We start from the raw sequence: 20,228 nt of genomic DNA on the forward strand, positions 1-20,228 counted from the left end.
GCTTTGTGCTTTGTCTACACCTGGAGACCTTCTGATGTCTGTTCGTCACTGGCACGCTGCCCTGCTGACCCTCGTCGTTCTATGCGGCCTTGGCGGTTGCAGCGGCAATTACAAATTCAACGACAACGACTATCGCCCGTTGGGTGATCCGCAAGCGGTCAATCGCGGCAAGTGACCGCAAGGAGCATCAAACATGGAATTGGTTTTCGAAATGCTGAACACCAAGCAGTTCGTGCCCACCGAGCTGTGCCAGAGGACCTTCAAACAGGCCGGTGGCGTGATCGGGCGGGGCGAGGACTGCGACTGGATCATCCCTGACCGCAAGCGTCATCTGTCGAACCATCACGCGATTGTCAGCTTTCGCGAAGGTGTGTTCTTCCTGACCGACAGCAGCAGCAACGGGATTCAGGATGGCGGCAGCGGTGCACGTCTGAACAAAGGCGAGCCCGTGCGTATCGAGCACGGCAGCACCTACGTGCTCGGCGACTTCGAAATTCGTGCACGACTGGTGCGTGACCCGGCGACCTTCGATGGTGAAGCCGGCCGTCCGCGTGCTGCTGGCAGCATCATTCCGGACGACGCGTTTCTCGACCTTGACCCACTCAATGCGCTCGAACAGCAAGAGCGCGTGTACTCGGAAATCGACGAACTGCTGGCGCCGAACACCGCGCCCGAAGACAGCCGTCAGCGCGCCGACTATGCGCGCATCGACATGGAAAGCCTGATGGTGCCGGAGCTGATCGCCGCTCCCGCCGAACCTGCGCCTGCTCCGGCCCCGAAAGCCGTCGAGCGTCAGAGCGAAGGTTTCTGGGACCACTTCGGTGCAGCGCTCGGTGTCGATCTCAAGGGCCTCGATCACGATGCCCGCGAAGCGCTCGCCCTCAACGCCGCACGACTGCTGCGTCAGAGCATCGGCGGTTTGCAGCAGAGCTTGCGTACTCGTTCCGAGCTGAAAAACGAACTGCGTCTGGCCCAGACCACCGTGCAAGGCACCAACAAGAATCCGCTGAAATTCGCTGTCGATCCGAGCGAAGCACTGGAGATTCTGTTGCAGGCGCACAAGCCCGGGCATCTGCCGGCCGAGCAAGCGGTGTCCCGTGCGTTCCGTGATTTGCAGGCGCATCAGGTGGCCTTGCTGACCGCCAGCCGCGCCGCCGTTCGCGGCACGCTGGAGCACTTCTCGCCGGAGCAGTTGACCCTGCGTTTCGAGCGCGACAACAAACCGTTGCTCGCCACCTCGGGCGGACGCTGGAGAGCGTTCGGGCGTTATCACCAGGCACTGCGTCAGGACGATGACTGGAGCGAGCGTCTGCTGGCCCGCGATTTCGCTCAGGCCTACGAAGAACAGATCCGCCTGATCTCCACCCTCCACACCGACCACCAAGGATGATGCGCATGTCTCGCCGTTCGACCGCTTTTTTCAAGACGCTGACTGCGCTCACCGTACTGGTGCTGCTGGCTGGATGCTCGTCGTTGTCGCCGTACTCGAAAGTGACCAAGGTCAACCTGAAACTGACCGGCAGCGATCAGCTCAACCCGGACCTCAACGGGCGTCCGTCGCCAATCGTTGTGCGTCTGTTCGAACTCAAACACCCGGTGACCTTCGAGAACGCTGACTTCTTCAGCCTCTACGAGCGCGCCAAGGAATCCCTCAACCCGGATCTGGTGGCCAGCGAAGAACTCGAACTGCGCCCGGGTGAAACCGTGGAACTGAAACTCAGCGTGGAGGAGGGCAGCCGCTACGTCGGCATTCTCGCCGCTTACCGCGACCTGCCGGATACCAAGTGGCGCTACACCGTGCAGATCACGCCGCTGGAACTTACCGACGCCGATCTGACGCTTGATCAGGCCGGTATCCGCAACACCAATGAAGTGCTCGCCAAGGCGGATGACTGAACATGAATACCCATAAAGTCATTTGGCAGGAAGGCATGCTGCTGCGTCCGCAGCACTTCCAGCACAACGATCGCTACTACGATCACCAGATGAAAACCCGCACCCAGTTGCTGGGCAGTTACACCTGGGGTTTCCTCAATCTGGAGATCGACTTGCAGTTCCTCAACATGGGCAAACTGGTGATCAGTGAAGCCTCGGGGATTCTGCCGGACGGCAGCCTGTTCGAACTCGGCGGCAACACCGAGCCGCTGGCGCTGGACGTGCCGCCGAACACCGGCAACACGCCAATCTATCTGGCGCTGCCGCTGGTTACCGGTAACCACATCGAGTCGCGTCGTCCGGAGCAGTCCGACGTGCTGGCGCGGTTTACCGCGTATGACGCCGAAGTCGCCGACTCCAACGCCGGTGACGATTCTGCAAGCCAGGTCAGCTGCGGCCGCCCGGATTTCAAACTGCTGCTCGGCGAGCAACAGAGCGATCAGGCCTACGTGAAGCTGAAGATCTGCGACGTGCTCGACACCACGCCGGACGGCGTGATCAGCCTCGATCCGGATTTCGTGCCGACCTACATTCAGGCGCACGCTTCCAGCTATCTGCTGTCGTGCCTGAAAGAAGTGATCAGCATGCTCAACCACCGTGGCGACACGATTGCCGAGCGGATTCGCTCCAACGGCAAGGTCGGCGGCGCGGAGGTTGGCGACTTCATGATGCTGCAACTGATCAACCGCACCGAGCTGCTGTTGCGTCATTACCTTGGTCTTGAGCAGGTGCACCCGGAAGAGTTGTACCGCACGTTGTTGACCATGCTCGGCGATCTGGCGACCTTCTCCGGCGAGAGCAAACGTCCGCGTCTGGACAGCCGTTACTCGCACGCCGATCAGGGCGGGAGTTTCCGCAAACTGATGGAAGCGATCCGTCAGGTGCTGTCGATGGTGCTCGAACAGCACGCCATCGAACTGATCCTGCAAGCGCGTCAGTACGGGATCATCGTGTCGCCGTTGCACGACCACAAACTGCTGGGCTCGGCGTCGTTCGTGCTGGCAGCCAGTGCCAACTGCGATTCCGAAGAACTGCGCCACCGCTTGCCGGCGCACCTCAAGGTCGGCCCGGTGGAGCGTATTCGCCAACTGGTCAACCTGCATTTGCCGGGGATCAAGGTCAAACCGTTGCCGGTGGCCCCGCGGCAGATTGCGTTCCATTCGAACAAAACCTATTTCATTCTCGAACTCAGTTCCGAAGACTTGGCACAACTCGAGCGCTCCGGCGGCTTCGCGTTCCACGTGTCCGGCGAATTCGCCGAGCTTGAACTGAAATTCTGGGCCATCAGGAACTGACCGACATGATCAAGGACATGGAACACAATCAGGACGATAAAACCGTCCTGCTCGACCGTCAGGGCCACGGCCCGGCATCGAGTCCGCTGACCGACTTCGCCGCGCCTCCGCGCTTCGAACAACTGGAAGAACGGATGATCTACGCCGCGCGTCTGCGCCCGGCGGAAGCCTTCAACATCAGCCTCAATTCGCTGGTGGCGGCGTCGTCCGAACTGCTCTCGGAAGTGGTGCGTCTCAAGCACAGCGAAACCCGCGAAGACCTTTATGCGCTCAACGAGCGTTTGACCGCCGGGCTCAAGCTGTTTGAAGTGCGCGCCCTGCACAACGGCGCCGAAAGCAGCCAGGTGATGGCCGCCCGTTACGTGCTCTGCACCGTGGTCGACGAAGCCGTCGTGACCACGCCGTGGGGCAACGAAAGCGAGTGGTCGCAGATGAGCCTGCTCAGCTCCTTCCACAACGAAACCTTCGGTGGCGAGAAGTTCTTCCAGCTGCTCGATCGGTTGTCGAAAAACCCGGTCAAGCACCTGCCGATGCTGGAGCTGATGTACTTGTGCCTGTCCCTCGGTTTCGAAGGCAAGTACCGCGTGCAGGCACGCGGCATGCTCGAACTCGAAGGCATCCGTGACGCCTTGTACCGCCAGATCCGTCAACTGCGTGGCGACGTGCCGCGTGAGCTGTCGCCGCACTGGGAAGGCCTGAACGATCAACGTCGCAACCTGGTGCGCATCGTGCCGGCGTGGATGGTGGTGTTGTTCACTTTCGTCTGTCTGGTGGTGATGTATTCGGGTTTTGCCTGGGTCCTGGGCGAGCAGCGCGACACCGTTCTGCAACCCTATCAGCCGATTGATCCAGCCGCGGTCCAACCGCAGTCGCAGCCGTAAACAGGGACGTGTGATGAAAAAGTTTTTCAAGAAAGTCGGCGCCTTCCTGCGCCAGACCTGGGTCTGGACCCTGCTGCTGGTGCTGTTCGTGGCACTGCTGGTGTGGTTCGTCGGCCCGTTGTTGGCCGTTGATGACTACAAGTTCTGGGAAGGTTCGACCTCCCGCCTGCTGACCATCAGTGTGCTGTTCCTGATCTGGGGCCTGACCATGGTCTTCGTCAGCTGGCGCGCCGGTGTGCGCAAGAAAGCTGTCGAAGCAACCGAGGACGGTCAGGATCGCATCCGCCGCGAAGAGCTGATCGACGACGAGCAGAAAGAGTTGAAGGCGCGTTTCAAGGACGCACTGAAAACCCTGAAGACGTCGAGTCTGTATCGCGGTCGCAGCGAACGCTGGCGCAGCGAGCTGCCGTGGTATCTGTTGATCGGCCCGCAGGCCAGCGGCAAGACCAGCCTGCTGGACTTTTCCGGTCTGGAATTCCCGATCAACAAGATCGACCGCAAGCTGACCCGCGACACCCTCGGCACCCGTCATTGCGACTGGTACTTCGCCGATCACGGCGTGTTGATCGACACCGCCGGGCGTTACCTGACCCAGGCGGACGTCGACGTCGACAGCAGTGCCTGGACCACGTTGCTGGAGCTGCTGCGCAAGCGTCGTCGTGGACGTCCGCTGAACGGCGTGCTGGTGACCATTCCGGTGGAAACCCTGATCGGTGGCAGCGAGCAAGACATCGACACTCTGGCGCGCCAGGTGCGTGCCCGTCTGCAAGACGTCTATCAGAAGCTGCACGTCGATGTGCCGGTGTATCTGGTACTGAGCAAGGCTGACAAGCTGCTGGGCTTCGACGAGTTCTTCGATCAACTGACCCGCGAAGAAAGCGATCAGGTGCTGGGCACCAGTTTCCGCAAGGATCAGCAGGGCACCGACGTGTCGGTGCTGCGCAGCGAGTTCGAAGAGCTGCTGCGTCGCCTCAACAGCCAAGTGATCATGCGCATGCACTCCGAGCGCGATACTCAGCGCCGTGGCCGCATCCTCGACTTCCCGCATCAACTGGGGCAGATCGGCGAGCGCATGTGCCTGTTCGTCGATCTGGCGTTCACCGGCAACCGTTACCAGCGTGCCACGCAACTGCGCGGTTTCTACCTGACCAGCGCGCCGCACCTGACGCAGGAAATGGACGCGACCACCGCTGGCATCGGCGCCAACCTGGGCATGAGCGCCGGCGTATTGCCGACGTTGCGCAGTGGCCGTTCGCGGTTTATCCACCACTTGCTCAGCCGGGTGATTTTCCCCGAGGCCGATCTGGCCGGTCTGGACAAGCGCGAACGCAGTCGCATCCATTGGGGCCAGCGTGCGTTGTACGTCGGTGCACTGGCGGCACTGGCACTGTTCGGCATGCTTTGGGCTGGTGGTTTTTCGGCCAACTATGAGCGTCTGGAAAACCTGCGCAATCTGGCGCAGAACTGGGCTCAGCAACGCACGTTATTGAGCCCGCGTGATGATGCGATGGGCGCGCTGAAAGTCCTCGACACCAGCTACGCGGCGACGCAAGTGTTCCCGAAAAAGGGCGACGTTTCGTACCACGAGCGTGGCGGTCTGTATCAGGGCGAAGACGTTAATCCGGTAGTCAAAGAAGCTTACGAACGTGAGCTTCAGGCGCAACTGCTGCCACGGGTCGCGACGCTGCTCGAAGGGCAGATCCGCACCAACATGAAGGACCGCGAAAAGCTGATCAACAGCCTGCGCGCGTACCTGATGTTGAACATGAAGGACCGTCGCGATGCGGCGTGGCTCAAGGACTGGGTCGCTACTGACTGGTCGACGCGCTACACCGGCAACACTGCGGTGCAGAACGGCTTGACCACCCACTTCGAACGTCTGCTGAAGCTGCCGTTTATCTACCCGCTGAACGACCAACTGGTCGCGCAGGCGCGTCAGGTATTGCGCAGCGAATCGCTGGCGACCGTGGTGTATCGCATGCTCCGTGAGCAGGCGCGCAACCTGCCGGATTACCGTTTCAGCCAACACCTCGGCCCACAAGGCTCGCTGTTTGTCGGCACCGATTACGTGATCCCGGGTTTCTACACCCAGCAGGGTTATCAGCAGTATTTCTCGGTCCAGGGTTCTGCACTGGTCACCGACATCCTGCGTGACAACTGGGTGCTGGGCGAAGGCGCCGGTATCAGCGACATGGACTTGCGTCGCCTGATGGTCGAGCTGGAGCAACTGTACTTCCGCGACTACGCCAACTACTGGAGCGAGGCCGTTGGCCAAGTGGCATTGCCGCCGATCAACGACGCTGGCGAAGGCGCCGAGCAACTGGCGGGCCTGACTTCGGCCAACTCGCCGGTGCTGGCATTGCTGACAGAAGTACGCGAAAACACTCGCTTCCCGGCTGCTGCTGATCCGGTGGATGAAGCTGGCGATGCCGCCGATGCGCTGGCCGGCCAGAAGGGCAAGTTGGGTAAAGTCGGCAAACTGGCCTCTGCCGTGGCGGACAAGGCTTCGGCCCTGAACGTCGCGAAGAACCTGCCAGACACCGCGAAAAAATCCCTGCAACGTCGCTTCGAACCGCTGCACCGTTTGCTGGATGACAACAACGGCCCGGCCGCTGATCTGACCCCGGCACTGAGCGCGCTCAACGACCTGCAACTGCAACTGGCCAGCCTGGCTCGTTCCAGCTCGCCGGAACAAGCCGCGTTCGAACTGGCCAAGACCCGCATGAGCGGCCAGCGTGATGCGCTGACCAACCTGCGCAATGCGTCCGGTCGTCTGCCGCGTCCGCTGAGCGTGTGGTTCAACGTGCTGGCCGAAGACTCCTGGCGTCTGGTGCTCAACGATGCCTACCAATACCTGAACGGCCGTTATCAGAACGAGCTGTACAGCGTTTACGGCAAGACCATCAGCAAGCGTTATCCATTCAGCGCCAGTAGCACCAGCGACGTGGCGATCAGCGACTTCCGCGAGTTCTTCAAGGCTCAAGGCATCGCCGACCGTTTCTTCGACACCTACATGCGTCCGTTCGTCAGTGGTGATCCGGGCAACTACCGGATGCGCAGCGTCGACGGTCACAGCCTGCCGGTGTCCAAGGTCTACCTCGATCAGATGGCGGCCGCGCTGACGATTCGTCAGAGCTTCTTCTCGATCAACCCGGCCGAGCCGACCGTGCAGTTCAAACTGGAGCCGTACACCCTTGATCCATCGGTCAGCCGTTCGGAATTCAAGTTCGGTGACAAGACCATTGAATATCGCCACGGTCCAATCGTGCCGGTGTCGTTCAAGTGGCCAACCGATGCTGAAGACGGTCGCACCAGTCTGGTGATGGACAAGATGGCCGGTCGTCCGATCGGGATCGAAAAGAACTCCGGCCCATGGTCGTTGTTCCGTCTGTTCGACCTGATGCAGACCGAGTACCTGACCGGTCGCGACGTGCTGGTGCTGAAAGCCGATGTGGGTGGCCTGCGCGCCAACTACCTGCTGACCAGCCAGCGCACGCCGAACCCGTTCGACATGGGCGTGCTGCGCACCTTCCGTATGCCGGTGCAGCTCTGATGCTGGTGGCCAGTGCCTGGCGCAGCGCGGCGCGTACCGACCCGGGCAAGGTGCGGGCGCGCAACGAAGATGCTTTCCTCGACAATCCGCAGCAGGGGCTGTGGGTGGTCGCGGACGGCATGGGCGGTCATCAGGGTGGCGACATCGCCAGCCAGTTGATCGTCGCCAGCCTGGCGGAGTTGCCGCCACACGACGACTTCGACGAACGCCTCAAAGCCATTCGCCAGTGCCTGCACTGGCTGAACCGGCGACTGGGGCAGGAGTTGACCGTCACTGCCGGTCGTCACGACAGCATTATGGGCAGCACCGTCGTGGCGCTGCTGGTGGACGGTAATCGTGCGGCCTGCATCTGGGCCGGCGACAGCCGTTGCTACATGTGGCGCGGGCAGCGTTTGTATCAGCTGTCCAAGGACCATTCGCTGCAACAGCAATTGATCGACGAGCAACAGATGAGCGTCGAGCAGGCTGCTGCGCATCCGGCAGCTCAGGCATTGACCCGAGCCGTCGGCGCTGCCGAGCAACTGACCCTCGATGTACTGGAACTCGAAGTGCATCCGGGTGATGCGTTTTTGCTCTGCAGTGATGGTTTGTATCAGGGCCTGAGCAGCGACGCCCTCGGCAACGCCCTCAGCCTGACCGCGCCGCATGTGGCGCTGGAACGTCTGTTCGACGGCGCCCTGCGTGGCGCCGCCCGGGACAACCTGACTGCCGTGGTGATCCGCCAATGACTGAAATCGAATCCTCAGTCGACGACTTGCTGATGAGCGAAGAGCAGGCCAACAACCTGACCTACTTCGCCTTCGCCAAGCAACATAACGCCGAACCTGCGCTGGCGCCGACCAAGGCCAGCGTCGGTGAACTGCCGGATGTTCTGGCAGGCCGTTACCACCTCGAGCGTCTGCTCGGGGCGGGTGGCATGGGCGCCGTTTACCGGGCAAGGGATCTGCTGCACGAACAGTTCGGCGATCCCGACCCTTACATCGCGCTGAAAATCCTCAGCGAAGAATTTGCCGAGTCGCCGGACGCCAGTGCCTTGCTCTACAGCGAGTTCGCCCTGACCCGACGCCTGCGCCATGACAACGTGCTGCATCCGTACACGTTCGAAGTGGACACCGATTGCCAGCGGGCCTTCATCACCATGGAACTCATGCGTGGCCTGACCCTGGACAAATTGCTCTGCGAGCGGCCACTGGGCCTGCCGTGGAAAGAACTGCGCGACATTGTCCTGCCGCTGCTCGATGCGCTGGCCTACGCCCACGCACGCGGCGTGCTGCACGGCGACATGAAACCGAGCAACGTGATGCTCAGCGAAGACGGCGTGCGCCTCTTCGACTTCGGCCTCGGCCAGGCAGTCGAGGGCATTCTGCCCGGCCTGCCGCACCTGAGCCGAGAGCGCTTCAACGCCTGGACCCCGGGCTACGCCGCACCCGAACTGCTTGAGGGCCAACCGTTGTCGGCCAGCGCGGACGTGTACGGCGTGGCCTGCGTAATCTACGAACTGGCGGGCGGCAAACACCCGTTCCGCCGCTTGCCCTCGACCCAGGCCCGCGACGAGCACTTGGAGCGCGAGCTGCAAGCCCCGCAAAACTTACCGAAACACTGTTGGCCGGCGCTGCAAACGGCGCTGAGCTTCGATGCGGCAGAACGCACCATCACTGCCATCCAACTGCGTGACGCCATGGGCGCCACTTCGTCCTGGCTGCAACGTCTGCGACTTCGGGCGTAACGGATGACATTCGAACAGGGAGCACACAATGTTCAACTCAGCTAACGAAACGCACTTCAGCCTGACGGTTGAAGACTATGTGGGCGACCTGCAAGTGCTGGCGTTCACTGGCACCGAAGGCATCAGCCAGCCGTTTCGTTTCGACCTCGAACTGGTCAGCGAAAACCCCGATCTGGACCTGGAAAAACTCCTGCACAAGCAAGCGTTTCTGGCGTTCGATCCGCAGGGCAGTGGCATTCACGGCCAGATCTATCGCGTTGCCCAGGGCGATGCCGGCAAGCGCCTGACCCGCTACAAAATCTCGATGGTGCCGCAACTGCAATACTTGCATCACCGCACCAACCAGCGCATCTACCAGCAGATGTCGGCGCCGAAAATCATCGCGCTGATCCTCGAAGAGCACGGCATCAAAGGCAACGCCTACAGCTTCCAGCTGAGCCAGCCATGCCCGGATCGCGACTACTGCGTGCAGTACGACGAAACCGACCTGCACTTCGTCCAACGCCTGTGCGAAGAAGAAGGCATTCACTACCACTTCCAGCACAGCGAAAAATCTCATCTGCTGGTGTTCGGTGACGACCAGACCGTGTTCCAGAAACTCGGCCAGCCCACCGCCTACGTGCAGGGCAGCGGCATGGTCGCTGACGAACCGGTGATCAAAGGTTTCAAGCTGCGCCTGGAAACCCGCACCAGCCGCACCACGCGCCGCGACTACGACTTCGAAAAACCGCGCCTGCAAATGGAAGCGGCGTACAAACCCGATGGCGCTCTCGATAGCAAAGACGCTGAACCGGATCTCGAAGACTACGACTACCCGGGCCGCTTCATCGACCGCGCGCGTGGCAAGTTTCTCAGCCAGCGCGCCCTCGAACGCCATCGCGCCGACTACCGTCAGGCCGAAGGCCGTGGCGACCAGACCAAACTGGTCAGCGGCCACTTCATGGAAATGTCCGACCACCCGCGCACCGAGTGGAACGACCTGTGGCTGCTCACCGAAATCCTCCACGAAGGCAAGCAACCGCAAGTCCTCGAAGAAGGCGTGACCAGCGACACCACCGACAACAAAGACGACTTCCACCAAGGCTACCGCAACACCTTCCTCGCCACCCCGTGGGACGTGTTCTACCGCCCGGCGCTGGAACACCCGAAACCGCGCGTGCTCGGCAGCCAGACCGCCCACGTCACCGGCCCCAAAGGCGAAGAAATCCACTGCGACCAATACGGCCGCATCAAAGTCCAGTTCCACTGGGACCGCGAAGGCCAGGCCGACGACAAAACCAGCTGCTGGCTACGCGTCTCCAGTTCCTGGGCCGGCGACCGCTACGGCGCCATCTCCATTCCGCGCATCGGCATGGAAGTCCTCGTCACCTTCCTCGAAGGCGACCCCGACCAACCCCTCGTCACCGGTTGCCTGTACCACAAGGAAAACCCGGTGCCGTACGAACTGCCGGCGAACAAAACCCGCAGCGTGTTCAAAACGCTCAGTTCACCGGGCGGCGGCGGTTACAACGAACTGCGCATCGAAGACAAAAAAGGCGCCGAACAAATCTTCATCCACGCCCAGCGCGATTGGGATGAAAACGTCGAGCACGACCAGAAAATTCGGGTCGGCAACGAACGCCACGACACGGTCGAGAAAAACACCTACACCGAACTCAAGGCTGAAGAACACCGCACCACGATCTCCGACCGCAAAGTAGAAACGCGGATGGACGATCACCTGACGATTGGGCAGAACCAGCATGTGAAGCTCGGGACGGCGCAGCTCACCAGTGTGGGGAAAGAGATTCACCTTAAGGCTGGGGACAAGATTGTTATTGAGGCGGGGACGGAGCTGACCATTCTTGGGGGTGGGAGCTTTATCAAGCTGGATGGCGGTGGTGTGACGGTTGTTGGGCCGGTGGTGAAGATTAATGCTGGCGGGTCGGCGGGTAATGGGACAGGGATCGGGATTAAGCCGCCGGTTCTGCCGGGGGCGGCGGATAAGGATAAGGCGGGGAGTTTGATGGATCAGGCGTTGTTGAATGCGTCTGAGGAAAAGATCAAACGCAAACCGAAGCGCATGCTCAATTTTTCCGGGTAAGACATCGACGGCAATCCAAGCCACCAGGGATCAGAATTCAGGTAATTGGTAATGACAGAGACAACGAACAAAATTCAAAAATGGTCGTATCCCTTGAAAGTGGGGACAGCCGAAGCGACCGATCCGCAGCAGTTCTACAAGGCGCTAGCCAAAGCGAAGGATGGTTACTATCCGCTGGGGGCCAATGGGCTTTGGCATGGCGGCGTTCACTTCGATGAAGCTTCGGGTTTGGTCAGCGATCTGACGGAGGTCAGATGCATCGCTGATGGAGAGGTCGTCGCGTATCGCATTGACGAGAAGTACCCGACTTCTGATTTTAGCTCGACGCCCTCGGTTTATTCGACTGGGTTTGTGCTGGTAAAGCACCGACTTGAGCTCCCGGCACCTCCTGCGCCTGCATCCGGGGCGGCTCCTGCAAGCACGCCAACGGCTGGGCCAAGCCTGACGTTTTTCAGCCTCTATATGCACTTGCTGGACTGGGAGGGTTACAAAGCGAACCCTACGCTTAAAGACCGGCCGGGTTTTTGGGGAAAGGGACTTTATGAAGTTAAGGCCAATGCTCCAGACAAGCCTTTGGGCATACGGATGCGAAGTGGTAACGCCGGACACTTTCCTGTCTTGGCGGTTTTGCCCCGGGGGACGACCGTGGTTACACAACCTGCCCCAGCGAATCAAACGTGGGTTGCGGTTATCAGCGTTAGTCCTGAAATTTCAGGCTTGCCTGCGGGCGGATGGGTATATAAGGGGCAATTGAAAGACTTGGGGGGGGGCAAATACTTCGTGGGTAACGAAGCTCAAGATCCTATCCCTGGAGGCACTCAGCACGGAGCGAATATCCGCAGCGCCCATACTAGCGGCCTCCCGCTTAGCCACTTACCAGCAGGCGCACAAGTACGGCTTGGTGACGAAGCGACACCTAACAACTTTCGTAAACTCGCCGAAATCGTCAGTGGCCAGGCAACGCCAGCCTTAGCGCCCGGCGCAGATGGGAAGCTTCCTGGGTTTATTTGGCTGCAATCACTTACGCCAAAGAGTGAGCCGCACAGCCCGATGGGAGATGTTGTTGTCCTCTCTCAGACATACAAGATCAAGGCTGGTGAGGTTCTGGGGCATGTAGGCAAGTATCAGAACCATTCAGATGCAGCTCCGAAGAACCTTCTGCACCTAGAGGTTTTTAGCTGTGAGGATGTGAAAGCTTTCACTGAGCAAAGTAAAGCTAAGGCTGTCGGTTTTCCCCTCGCTGAGAAATCTATAGTAAAAATTCCAGTAGGCACCAAGCTTGTAACTCACGTACAAGGAATGGGCGCTACGAATCCACCTAAAGCATCGGATGCTGGGAAAGATGTGGGGTACGATTTTTATATCCCAGTAGGACTGCTAGAAGGATTACCTGCGGACAAAAAAATAAAACAAGCAGTCACAATGGGTCAGTCAACGACAACTACTTATTGGTGGCGTCTAGATGGTCTGTTAGGAGACAAGGACGGTAACGGAATTGATGGTTGGTTCGCGGAGCAGGATGTAGTTATTTCTCGACACTCACCCTTTGAATGGGGTGGCTTCAATTTCATCGAAGAGACCACCAGCAACGCCGATCACTTAGCAGCGTTCCTACATGCTCAAGAGAATCTCAATGAGCAAGAGCGTGAAACTTATGTGCCAAACATTGAAGCGGCCGTTGCGGGTTCGGTTAACGAGATGCTGTATAAAATACTTGACCGGAATGGGGACAAAAAACTGGCCCCGTCTGAGATTGCAGAGGCATTGAGCAAGCCTTGGTTCTCCCAACCGATATCGAACCTGGTCACGCGCTATGAAAATGAGTGGGATTTCAAAAAAGATAAGTGGGATGCTCTGGACGAAATAATTGGGCATAGTAATTCTGAGCCTCATAAAGATTGGGTAGAAGAAAAGGCAAGAATTGAGAAGCTTAGTTGGTGGAGCAAGCTGTTGGGTCAGCATGGGATCTCAAATAATGCGAGCGTGCAACATATTCATCCTGTCGGGCTAATTTCTTCGTTTGCATATAGCGGTGGCTGTAGTTGTTCGGACGTTATTACTAAAGAGCAAATTAAATTAATTGCCCCAGCGGCTACGCAGGCCAATATAGATAAGTACACAGATTTGCTAACTGAAATGTACGCCACGGCTGGAATTGTCACGTGTATAAGTAAAGCGCATGTTTTGGCGCAGATGTTACATGAGAGTGGCAGCCTTAGAGTTACGATTGAGGGTTATAATAGCCTTCCTTCGTATGCACCATATATTGGTCGGGGCTTGATCCAAATTACTTACGAAGAAAACTATAAGGCTTATGGGATTTTTGTAGGCGAAAATTTCTTGGGTGCGCCCGACTATAATAAAATGGCGCAGCTGCCTCATAGTGTAGTTTCCGTAGGGTGGTTCTGGGCGAATTATAAAAAGCTAACTGCGAGTTCGGATTTGGATGATTTTATCTATTGTACGGCCGTGGTGAATGGTGGCTTCAATGGTTACGATGATAGATTGCAGTTTTTGAATCGAGCAATTGAAGCGCTTGATATAAAGGGGTGCGCTAAGCTAAATAAGTTGGGCGTCTATGAGTTGGCTGACAGCAAAGCATATAAAAATGCCAAGTTTTCGTTTGCTTGGGGGTTATGGAGTGATCCGGCGGGAGGAACTAGCGGGAAGGCCGCAGACCGAAATCAAGCGATTATAGGGTATAAGCGTTTTATTGAACTATATAACTCGGACTCGTCCGTGAGTGGCAATGCTACCCGCAAATACTACGCGTCTTCCCGCACCGCGTCTGTCGCGAAACAGCATGCTGAAGCTCGAATAGTTGCTCTTGGAGGAACGCTATGATGAAGTTTTTATTTGGTTTCATGCTTCTTTCCGTGTTCGGCGTTGTGCAGGCAGCTACGCAGTGCCAGATCGATCTGAATTCCGATGGAGTATGTGATCATTATGCTGTGTCCTCTTCCGCGGACGATGAGACTTTTTCAAATATAACCATCGATATTGGCGGTAGTGATAAAAAAATAACAGGTGGTTTTGAGCTCGGTAGCGGTGGGCTTTCTGAGGGGTATATACCAGGTGATTTTTCACTTCTGATTGACTATTACCCGCATAACACACTGATAACGAAGTATGACTTCAGATGGGATCGAAGTCTTAATGATTTCGTGCTATACAAAATGTCCGGCTGGGAGGAGCCGGATCGTGATGAAAAATATTCTATTAGCGACGAGAGCGTGCCAGGCGAAGATAGAATTCCTCGTGAATTTGATGTGCGTCGCATTGAGTGTTGCGTAAAGTTTTCTCAATTTTCTGGTAATGGTCCTGCTGTCAAGAACATGAGTGAAAGTGCAAAGGTTGCTGAAATCAATAAAGATTTTAAGTATGTATTGAAGAAGCTTCCTGAAGGTGAAAAAGGGGCGCTGTTTCTTCAGCCCGGCACAGGTGGGGAACGAATTAGCATTCCAAAAGATTTGGTATATGAAATGACATTGATTGTTGGGGGTGATAATGTTGGAGCGATCAATGATTATGCTTACTATCTATACCGCAATAAAGAAAGTGCTTTAGCAGTATTGCTTCTGAAGAAAATTCACCAAAAGTATCCTGAAAGGGTAGTTGCTATACTGAATTTGGCAGATGCTTATTGGGATCTAGGTATGAAAGAAGATGCTTGCCCTCTTTACGCGAGTTATATCGATAAGATGAATGCGCTTGGCAAGTCTTCACGTATACCTGAATCTGTTAAAGATAAGAGTTATTGTATAAAGAGGGGTTGATATATTTGTCGTGATTGACATAAGTCTATCCTATTCCTTCGTGACGTAATTACAGCTTTAGAAGTCCAGCGTCGGATCCTGATCTTCGGAGTGGGCAGTGCTCAGGGAGATCGGGATAGACCGTACAATCGATTTCCCATAAGAAAATGGACATGAAAAAAGTACTTTTGGTGCTATCCAGCCATCTTCCCGATGATGGCTCACAGCGCAATTACCAGCGAATCTCTCTGCTTCGAACTCTTCAGAGACGTTGGCCATGAGTGCTTCGGCGTCGGTGCCGGGGAGAGGCTAAAGAGGCCGGTTTCGCGTCGCGTTTGGTTCGGTGGGCAGTTTGACGTGGTGGTCGATGGCGCGTTCGGCGGCTTTGTGGAATTTCTTGGATTCCAGCGATTCAATTGAATGTATTGGAGCAGGTGGCACTCAGTGAATGGAAATGCGTACAGGGGCATTCAGTTGAGCTTGCCCCAATCTTGTTTGAGGTGGGTGTTCGCATTCTGCACGACACTTCTATCACCGACATTGTTTGCTCAAGAGTCCACCTGCGAGTTTCATGACGTTCAGCCAATGCTGGAGTTCGTCAGCTGTGTCAACGAGGGCGCAATTGAAGTCCTGAAACTTTCGCCACTTCATCAGTCAACTTATGAAGGTGATCTAGACGGCCTCCCAACGTTTATCGTGCGGGGTAAGGACCTCGCCGAAGTCACGAAAACTGTGGGAATGAGTTCTTTATCGTCGCCATACAACTTGCTCGTCAAGCTGCCGAATGCTGAGGCAATCATGCACTTCGATGGACTTCCTGAAGCAGCCAGTACGAAATTGGCTATGTCAGGCTGGGTGCTGACGGATGCGCGGGATGTCGTGTATGGAAGGCAGGATGGCGGGGAAGGTCCGGGGATTGTATGCAGCACCCATGAAAAAGCGACCGGCTATGAATATGTGGTCCTGACGCAATGTAATGCCTTTTATGAGGAGGATATTGCTAGGTTGAAGGAGCTGCTCGTCTTGATTGACGCTCACTCAGTGCGATAGCGACAAAACCTATTGTGTTCGAGCGACTGAAAACACCCATTTTCCTTTAAACTCCCCACCCCCAAGGAATGCGCTCAGGACACGGAATGCCAGCCCCCTCGATCTCCCTTCGCCGCGCTTTAGTGCTCTGGCTATACGCCGCTGCGATCGTGCACATACTCGCCGGCCTCACCCTGACCTGGGCCGGGCATTCCGGTTTACTCGACGGCTATCTTCAAGTTCTCGAACTCGCATTCTGGGGCGCAGACCCGGTGCCCGCCGCCGGCCACGAACAACAAGTCTGGTGGCTCGCGCTGTTCGGCGCGACGCTGCAAAGTTACTCGCTGTACATGCTCGCGCTGGTGCACATTGGCAATCGCTCGAAAGCCCCGATGGTGTGGGGCTGGTTGATCGCCGGCATTCTGTTATGGGCACCGCAGGACATGTGGCTTTCAGCGCAACAACAGGTCTGGTCGCACTTGTGGCTCGACGGTTTTGCGTTGCTGGTGTTGGTGCCGCCGCTGTTGTGGCTGTATCGCCATGACCACCAAAAATCCCCTTCAGTTAAGACTCCGAGTTCATCCAACCCGTTTGTCGGCAGCGCCTATAAGCGCGTGCTGATCACCGGCGGCACCGGTTTTATCGGTGAAGCTTTGGTCAACCAACTACTCGACGCCGGTCATTCAATCAGCGTCCTGACGCGTGATCCGTTGAACGCGGCGAACCTGTTCAACGGCCGCGTCCGCTGTGTGCATTCGCTTAGCGAGCTCAGCCACGACGAAGCCTTCGACGTAGTGATCAATCTCGCAGGCGCACCAGTAGCTGGGCCACGCTGGAGTCCCAAGCGTCAAGCGCAACTGCTCGCCAGCCGAGTCGGTACCACCGAAGCGTTGATGACCTGGTTGAAGAACACGCGGCACAAACCAACGCTGTGGATTCAAGCCTCGGCCATCGGTTTCTACGGCGTGCGCGATGCCAGCGAAAGCCTCGACGAACACGCCAGCAAGGGTGACGGCTTCATGGCCGAACTCTGCGCTCGATGGGAAGCCGCCGCGCAACCGGCCACCGAGTTTGGCGTGCGTCAGGTGGTGCTGCGCTTCGGCGTAGTGTTCGGCCCGGGCGGTGCGTTGTTGCCGTTACTGATGCCGTTCCGCTTGGGCTTTGGCGGGCGAATGGGCGATGGTCGGCAGATCATGAGTTGGGTGCATCGCGACGATGTGCTGCAGGTGATTGCTCGGGCCTTCGACGACGAGAGTCTGCGTGGCACCTACAACATGGTCGCGCCTGAAACCGTCAGTCAGGCAGCGTTCGCCGCCAATGCCGGCAAAGTCCTCAAGCGCCCGGTGTGGTTCCACATTCCCGCCGCGCCAGTGCGTGCATTGGCGGGGGAGATGGCGCAGTTGTTCTTCGACGGTCAGCGCGTGGTGCCGCAGCGTTTGACCGAGGTCGGTTACACATTCCGTTATCCAACTCTCGACGCCGCTCTGCGCGATCTGACCTGAGGATCGTCCATGAGCAAACCCTTGATGTACCTGCTGGCCGGGAACGGCAGTGCCGCCGATTGGTGGGACGATGCGTTGCCGCACTTCCAGCGTTACACCGTGGTGCCGCTGGAGCTGCCGGGCTTCGGCATCAATCCGCAGCCACCCTGCGAAGACTTGACGGCCTACGCTCAGACGTTGCTGGCGATGACGAAAAAGGGCAGCGCGATCATGGCGGTCGGGGTTAATGCGTTGCTGGTGCTGCACGCGTTGCAGCGTCGGCCGGGGCACTTCTCCCGCAGCGTTTTGTTGGCTCCGGTCGGTGCCTTTTTGTGGCAGCGGCGGTTGCCGGCGCTGATGTCGCCGCTACCGATTCGCAAGACCATCCACTGGTTGCTGTCGAACAAACCCACGCTGTTCGCCCGCAAGTTCTCCAACCAGACCTGGACGCCTGCGCAGTACCAGCGCATGGGCGCCGGGTATGCGCGTTGCCGAGCGTTTGTGCCGCATTGGGATCTGGTGCGAGCCGACACGGCGCTGCCGCTGCTGGAGTGGATCACCGATCCGGTCGAGCTGGTCTGGGGCGATCAGGACAACGTGTTGGGCATTGAGCAAGCGGCGGCGTGGTCGGCGATTCTTGCGCGCGCCGATCTGACCATCAGCCTCAAACCCGGTTGGGGTCATTACCCGTGGATCGATTCGCCGGCCGAATTTGCCACGTGGCTGGAGTCCGGTGAGCGCGGATTTGTCGCGCACACCAAGGGCGGTCGGTTGCGCCTCGCTGAACTGGCAAGGCAACCGGTGCCGGCGGCGCTGACGCTTAACGATTGCGATGATCCGCGTCTGTCAGCGTTTCTCGCCGCGCAACCCGACGTGACCTGGGCGGTGCGCTCCTCCAGTTATGGCGAAGATCAGGCCGACTCGGCAAATGCCGGTTTGAGCACCACCTATCTGCGCGAGCCGAGCGCTAATGTGCCGAAACGTATCGCCGAACTCACGGCCGAAGGCGTCGAGGAAGTGGTGGTCCAGCGCTTCATCACGCCGGTGGTTTCCGGGATCGCGTTTGTGCGGCATCTGTCGGTAGAACTGGAATGGGTTGAAGGTCATCTCGAATCGCTCGCCGACGGTCACGTCAGCCCCTCGCGGGCAACGCTTTCGCGGCTCGGCGATGCGTGGCGAAGCGGCGCGTTCACGCCGTCCCATGGCTTGACCGAAGGCGTGCTCTGGCGCTTTCTGCAAGACGTTCTGCGCGTGTTCCACTACGTGCCCGGCGACGTCGAATGGGCTTGGGACGGTGCGCAACTGTGGCTGCTGCAATATCGGCCGATCAGCGATTACGGTTGGCGCCGGCACCTCACCGCCGCCAACATCGCCGAGATCCTGCCGCCGCAACCGAGCGTGTTGGTGGAGTACGCGCAGCGGCGCGCGGCAGCGAGTATCCCGGCAATCATGGCGCGCTGGGATGCGCGGGTGTTGCAGGACAACGAGCCGTTCACCGCAGTGTTCGGTGGCGCGTCCTATATCAACAATGATCTGTTTCTTGCCAGGCTGGCCGACTGGGGCATCAGCGCCGCTAACTACGCCGGTGAAGTCGGCGGCGCGACGCCGCATCTGCCGTGGCGACCGCTGAAGATGTTGCGTTCGCTGCCGCTGTTCCTGCGCATGCAACGCATCGCACGCGGCCACTTGCTGACTCTTGGACATGGCTTGCAGCGCTTCGATCAAGAGCTGACCGAACTCGTCGCCCAACGAGCTGACGGCCAACAACTGGCAGACTGGTTCACCCGGTTTTATGTATTCGTGGTGCAAGGCAACCTGTGCATCGCCACGGCGCTGGCCAGCAGCGGCGGCGATTGGCTGGGGCGTCCGCCGACCGCTTACGACAACCTTGAAAGCAGCCCCCACCGATTGCCATGGGAGACCGATCCGGCAACGCCTCGGCCAGCGGCAAGCGAGCTGCCGTTACAGGCATTTCCGCAGTGGTCGAGCCTGATCCGTATCGCGCACTCGACCGGCCTGCCGGGCTTGCGCGGTTACTACCTGCAAGTGCGCGAGTGGTACCGCGACAACCTGATGCGCATCTTCTTCCGTCTGCACCACGCCATGCCGCTGGCGGATCGCGAGCATTGGTTTGCGCCGCATCCGGACGTGCGGACGCGCGATGGCAGCTTCTGGCAGGACGGCCGTGAAGGCGCAGAGCAGGCGACCGGGTTCATGATTTATCCGGGGCAGGTGCGGGGCATTCTCGGCGAGGATATTTTGCTGGAGGACACACTTGATCCGGGACGGCACGCGCATTACCAGACGGCGCGTGCGGTGATTGCGCGGATGGGCGGACGCTTGTCCCACGGTTCGACGTTGTTGCGGGAATTGCGCAAGCCGTCGGCGGTGATGCCGCAGGTTGATCCGGCGTGGGTGGGGTGTGAGGTGTTGTATCGGGATGGTGAGTTGGAATTGATTAATTCGAAGGATACGAAGTGATAAGAAGGT

14 protein-coding genes are annotated in these 20,228 nt (G+C 58.4%); all 14 read left to right on the top strand.

All coding sequences use genetic code 11. The features are described from left to right. Window positions 1–34 precede the first annotated feature (34 nt). The 14 genes from ACTWLJ_RS07670 to ACTWLJ_RS07735 all read left to right on the top strand — a co-directional run bounded on the left by ACTWLJ_RS07670 (window position 35) and on the right by ACTWLJ_RS07735 (window position 20,219). Window positions 35–175 (top strand): type VI secretion protein, encoded by a 141-nt coding sequence (locus ACTWLJ_RS07670; RefSeq protein WP_108589157.1) that lies wholly within the window; start codon window positions 35–37, stop codon window positions 173–175. A gap of 18 nt (window positions 176–193) precedes the next feature. Beyond that, complete coding sequence (tagH, locus tag ACTWLJ_RS07675; protein ID WP_445180434.1) at window positions 194–1,390, top strand: type VI secretion system-associated FHA domain protein TagH; 1,197 nt, start codon at window positions 194–196, stop codon at window positions 1,388–1,390. A 5-nt stretch (window positions 1,391–1,395) separates the two neighbouring features. Next, on the top strand, window positions 1,396–1,896 hold the full coding sequence (tssJ, locus tag ACTWLJ_RS07680) for a type VI secretion system lipoprotein TssJ (RefSeq protein ID WP_401221232.1): 501 nt from the start codon (window positions 1,396–1,398) through the stop codon (window positions 1,894–1,896). A 2-nt stretch (window positions 1,897–1,898) separates the two neighbouring features. Continuing rightward, the gene (tssK, locus tag ACTWLJ_RS07685; protein WP_445180435.1) at window positions 1,899–3,230 is read left to right on the top strand and encodes a type VI secretion system baseplate subunit TssK; all 1,332 of its coding nucleotides are present in this window, start codon (window positions 1,899–1,901) and stop codon (window positions 3,228–3,230) included. Window positions 3,231–3,235: 5 nt separating this feature from the next. Beyond that, window positions 3,236–4,111 (top strand): type IVB secretion system protein IcmH/DotU, encoded by an 876-nt coding sequence (gene icmH / locus ACTWLJ_RS07690; protein ID WP_401218701.1) that lies wholly within the window; start codon window positions 3,236–3,238, stop codon window positions 4,109–4,111. Window positions 4,112–4,124: 13 nt separating this feature from the next. Next, window positions 4,125–7,664 (top strand): type VI secretion system membrane subunit TssM, encoded by a 3,540-nt coding sequence (gene tssM, locus ACTWLJ_RS07695; RefSeq protein ID WP_445180436.1) that lies wholly within the window; start codon window positions 4,125–4,127, stop codon window positions 7,662–7,664. Continuing rightward, the gene (locus ACTWLJ_RS07700) at window positions 7,664–8,392 is read left to right on the top strand and encodes a PP2C family protein-serine/threonine phosphatase (protein ID WP_401218707.1); all 729 of its coding nucleotides are present in this window, start codon (window positions 7,664–7,666) and stop codon (window positions 8,390–8,392) included. Before tssM ends, ACTWLJ_RS07700 begins: the two co-directional genes overlap by 1 nt. Further along, window positions 8,389–9,390, top strand: a complete 1,002-nt coding sequence (locus tag ACTWLJ_RS07705) for a serine/threonine-protein kinase (RefSeq protein ID WP_401218710.1) — start codon at window positions 8,389–8,391, stop codon at window positions 9,388–9,390. The genes ACTWLJ_RS07700 and ACTWLJ_RS07705 overlap by 4 nt, the downstream gene beginning before the upstream one ends. Window positions 9,391–9,418: 28 nt before the next feature. Continuing rightward, the gene (locus ACTWLJ_RS07710; protein WP_445180437.1) at window positions 9,419–11,473 is read left to right on the top strand and encodes a type VI secretion system Vgr family protein; all 2,055 of its coding nucleotides are present in this window, start codon (window positions 9,419–9,421) and stop codon (window positions 11,471–11,473) included. Window positions 11,474–11,524: 51 nt separating this feature from the next. Continuing rightward, window positions 11,525–14,317 carry a glycoside hydrolase family 19 protein gene (locus ACTWLJ_RS07715; RefSeq protein ID WP_445180438.1) on the top strand — a complete coding sequence of 931 codons (2,793 nt, stop codon included), beginning with the start codon at window positions 11,525–11,527 and terminating at the stop codon, window positions 14,315–14,317. Continuing rightward, window positions 14,314–15,249 (top strand): tetratricopeptide repeat protein, encoded by a 936-nt coding sequence (locus ACTWLJ_RS07720; protein ID WP_445180439.1) that lies wholly within the window; start codon window positions 14,314–14,316, stop codon window positions 15,247–15,249. The genes ACTWLJ_RS07715 and ACTWLJ_RS07720 overlap by 4 nt, the downstream gene beginning before the upstream one ends. Window positions 15,250–15,813: 564 nt before the next feature. Continuing rightward, on the top strand, window positions 15,814–16,278 hold the full coding sequence (locus ACTWLJ_RS07725; protein WP_445180440.1) for a hypothetical protein: 465 nt from the start codon (window positions 15,814–15,816) through the stop codon (window positions 16,276–16,278). A gap of 86 nt (window positions 16,279–16,364) precedes the next feature. Further along, window positions 16,365–17,759: a TIGR01777 family oxidoreductase gene (locus tag ACTWLJ_RS07730; protein ID WP_445180441.1), complete on the top strand. Its 1,395-nt coding sequence runs from the start codon at window positions 16,365–16,367 to the stop codon at window positions 17,757–17,759. Between the two features lie 9 nt (window positions 17,760–17,768). Next, complete coding sequence (locus ACTWLJ_RS07735) at window positions 17,769–20,219, top strand: alpha/beta hydrolase (RefSeq protein WP_445180442.1); 2,451 nt, start codon at window positions 17,769–17,771, stop codon at window positions 20,217–20,219. Window positions 20,220–20,228: the final 9 nt, after the last annotated feature.

The sequence above is a fragment of the Pseudomonas sp. McL0111 genome, from assembly GCF_052567255.1.

What these genes read in the sequence shown, in the direction of transcription:
- ACTWLJ_RS07670 (WP_108589157.1), top strand. Translation starts at nt 35, where the DNA reads ATGTCTGTTCGTCACTGGCACGCTGCCCTGCTGACCCTCGTCGTTCTA.
- tagH (WP_445180434.1), top strand. Translation starts at nt 194, where the DNA reads ATGGAATTGGTTTTCGAAATGCTGAACACCAAGCAGTTCGTGCCCACC.
- tssJ (WP_401221232.1), top strand. Translation starts at nt 1,396, where the DNA reads ATGTCTCGCCGTTCGACCGCTTTTTTCAAGACGCTGACTGCGCTCACC.
- tssK (WP_445180435.1), top strand. Translation starts at nt 1,899, where the DNA reads ATGAATACCCATAAAGTCATTTGGCAGGAAGGCATGCTGCTGCGTCCG.
- icmH (WP_401218701.1), top strand. Translation starts at nt 3,236, where the DNA reads ATGATCAAGGACATGGAACACAATCAGGACGATAAAACCGTCCTGCTC.
- tssM (WP_445180436.1), top strand. Translation starts at nt 4,125, where the DNA reads ATGAAAAAGTTTTTCAAGAAAGTCGGCGCCTTCCTGCGCCAGACCTGG.
- ACTWLJ_RS07700 (WP_401218707.1), top strand. Translation starts at nt 7,664, where the DNA reads ATGCTGGTGGCCAGTGCCTGGCGCAGCGCGGCGCGTACCGACCCGGGC.
- ACTWLJ_RS07705 (WP_401218710.1), top strand. Translation starts at nt 8,389, where the DNA reads ATGACTGAAATCGAATCCTCAGTCGACGACTTGCTGATGAGCGAAGAG.
- ACTWLJ_RS07710 (WP_445180437.1), top strand. Translation starts at nt 9,419, where the DNA reads ATGTTCAACTCAGCTAACGAAACGCACTTCAGCCTGACGGTTGAAGAC.
- ACTWLJ_RS07715 (WP_445180438.1), top strand. Translation starts at nt 11,525, where the DNA reads ATGACAGAGACAACGAACAAAATTCAAAAATGGTCGTATCCCTTGAAA.
- ACTWLJ_RS07720 (WP_445180439.1), top strand. Translation starts at nt 14,314, where the DNA reads ATGATGAAGTTTTTATTTGGTTTCATGCTTCTTTCCGTGTTCGGCGTT.
- ACTWLJ_RS07725 (WP_445180440.1), top strand. Translation starts at nt 15,814, where the DNA reads ATGCTGGAGTTCGTCAGCTGTGTCAACGAGGGCGCAATTGAAGTCCTG.
- ACTWLJ_RS07730 (WP_445180441.1), top strand. Translation starts at nt 16,365, where the DNA reads ATGCCAGCCCCCTCGATCTCCCTTCGCCGCGCTTTAGTGCTCTGGCTA.
- ACTWLJ_RS07735 (WP_445180442.1), top strand. Translation starts at nt 17,769, where the DNA reads ATGAGCAAACCCTTGATGTACCTGCTGGCCGGGAACGGCAGTGCCGCC.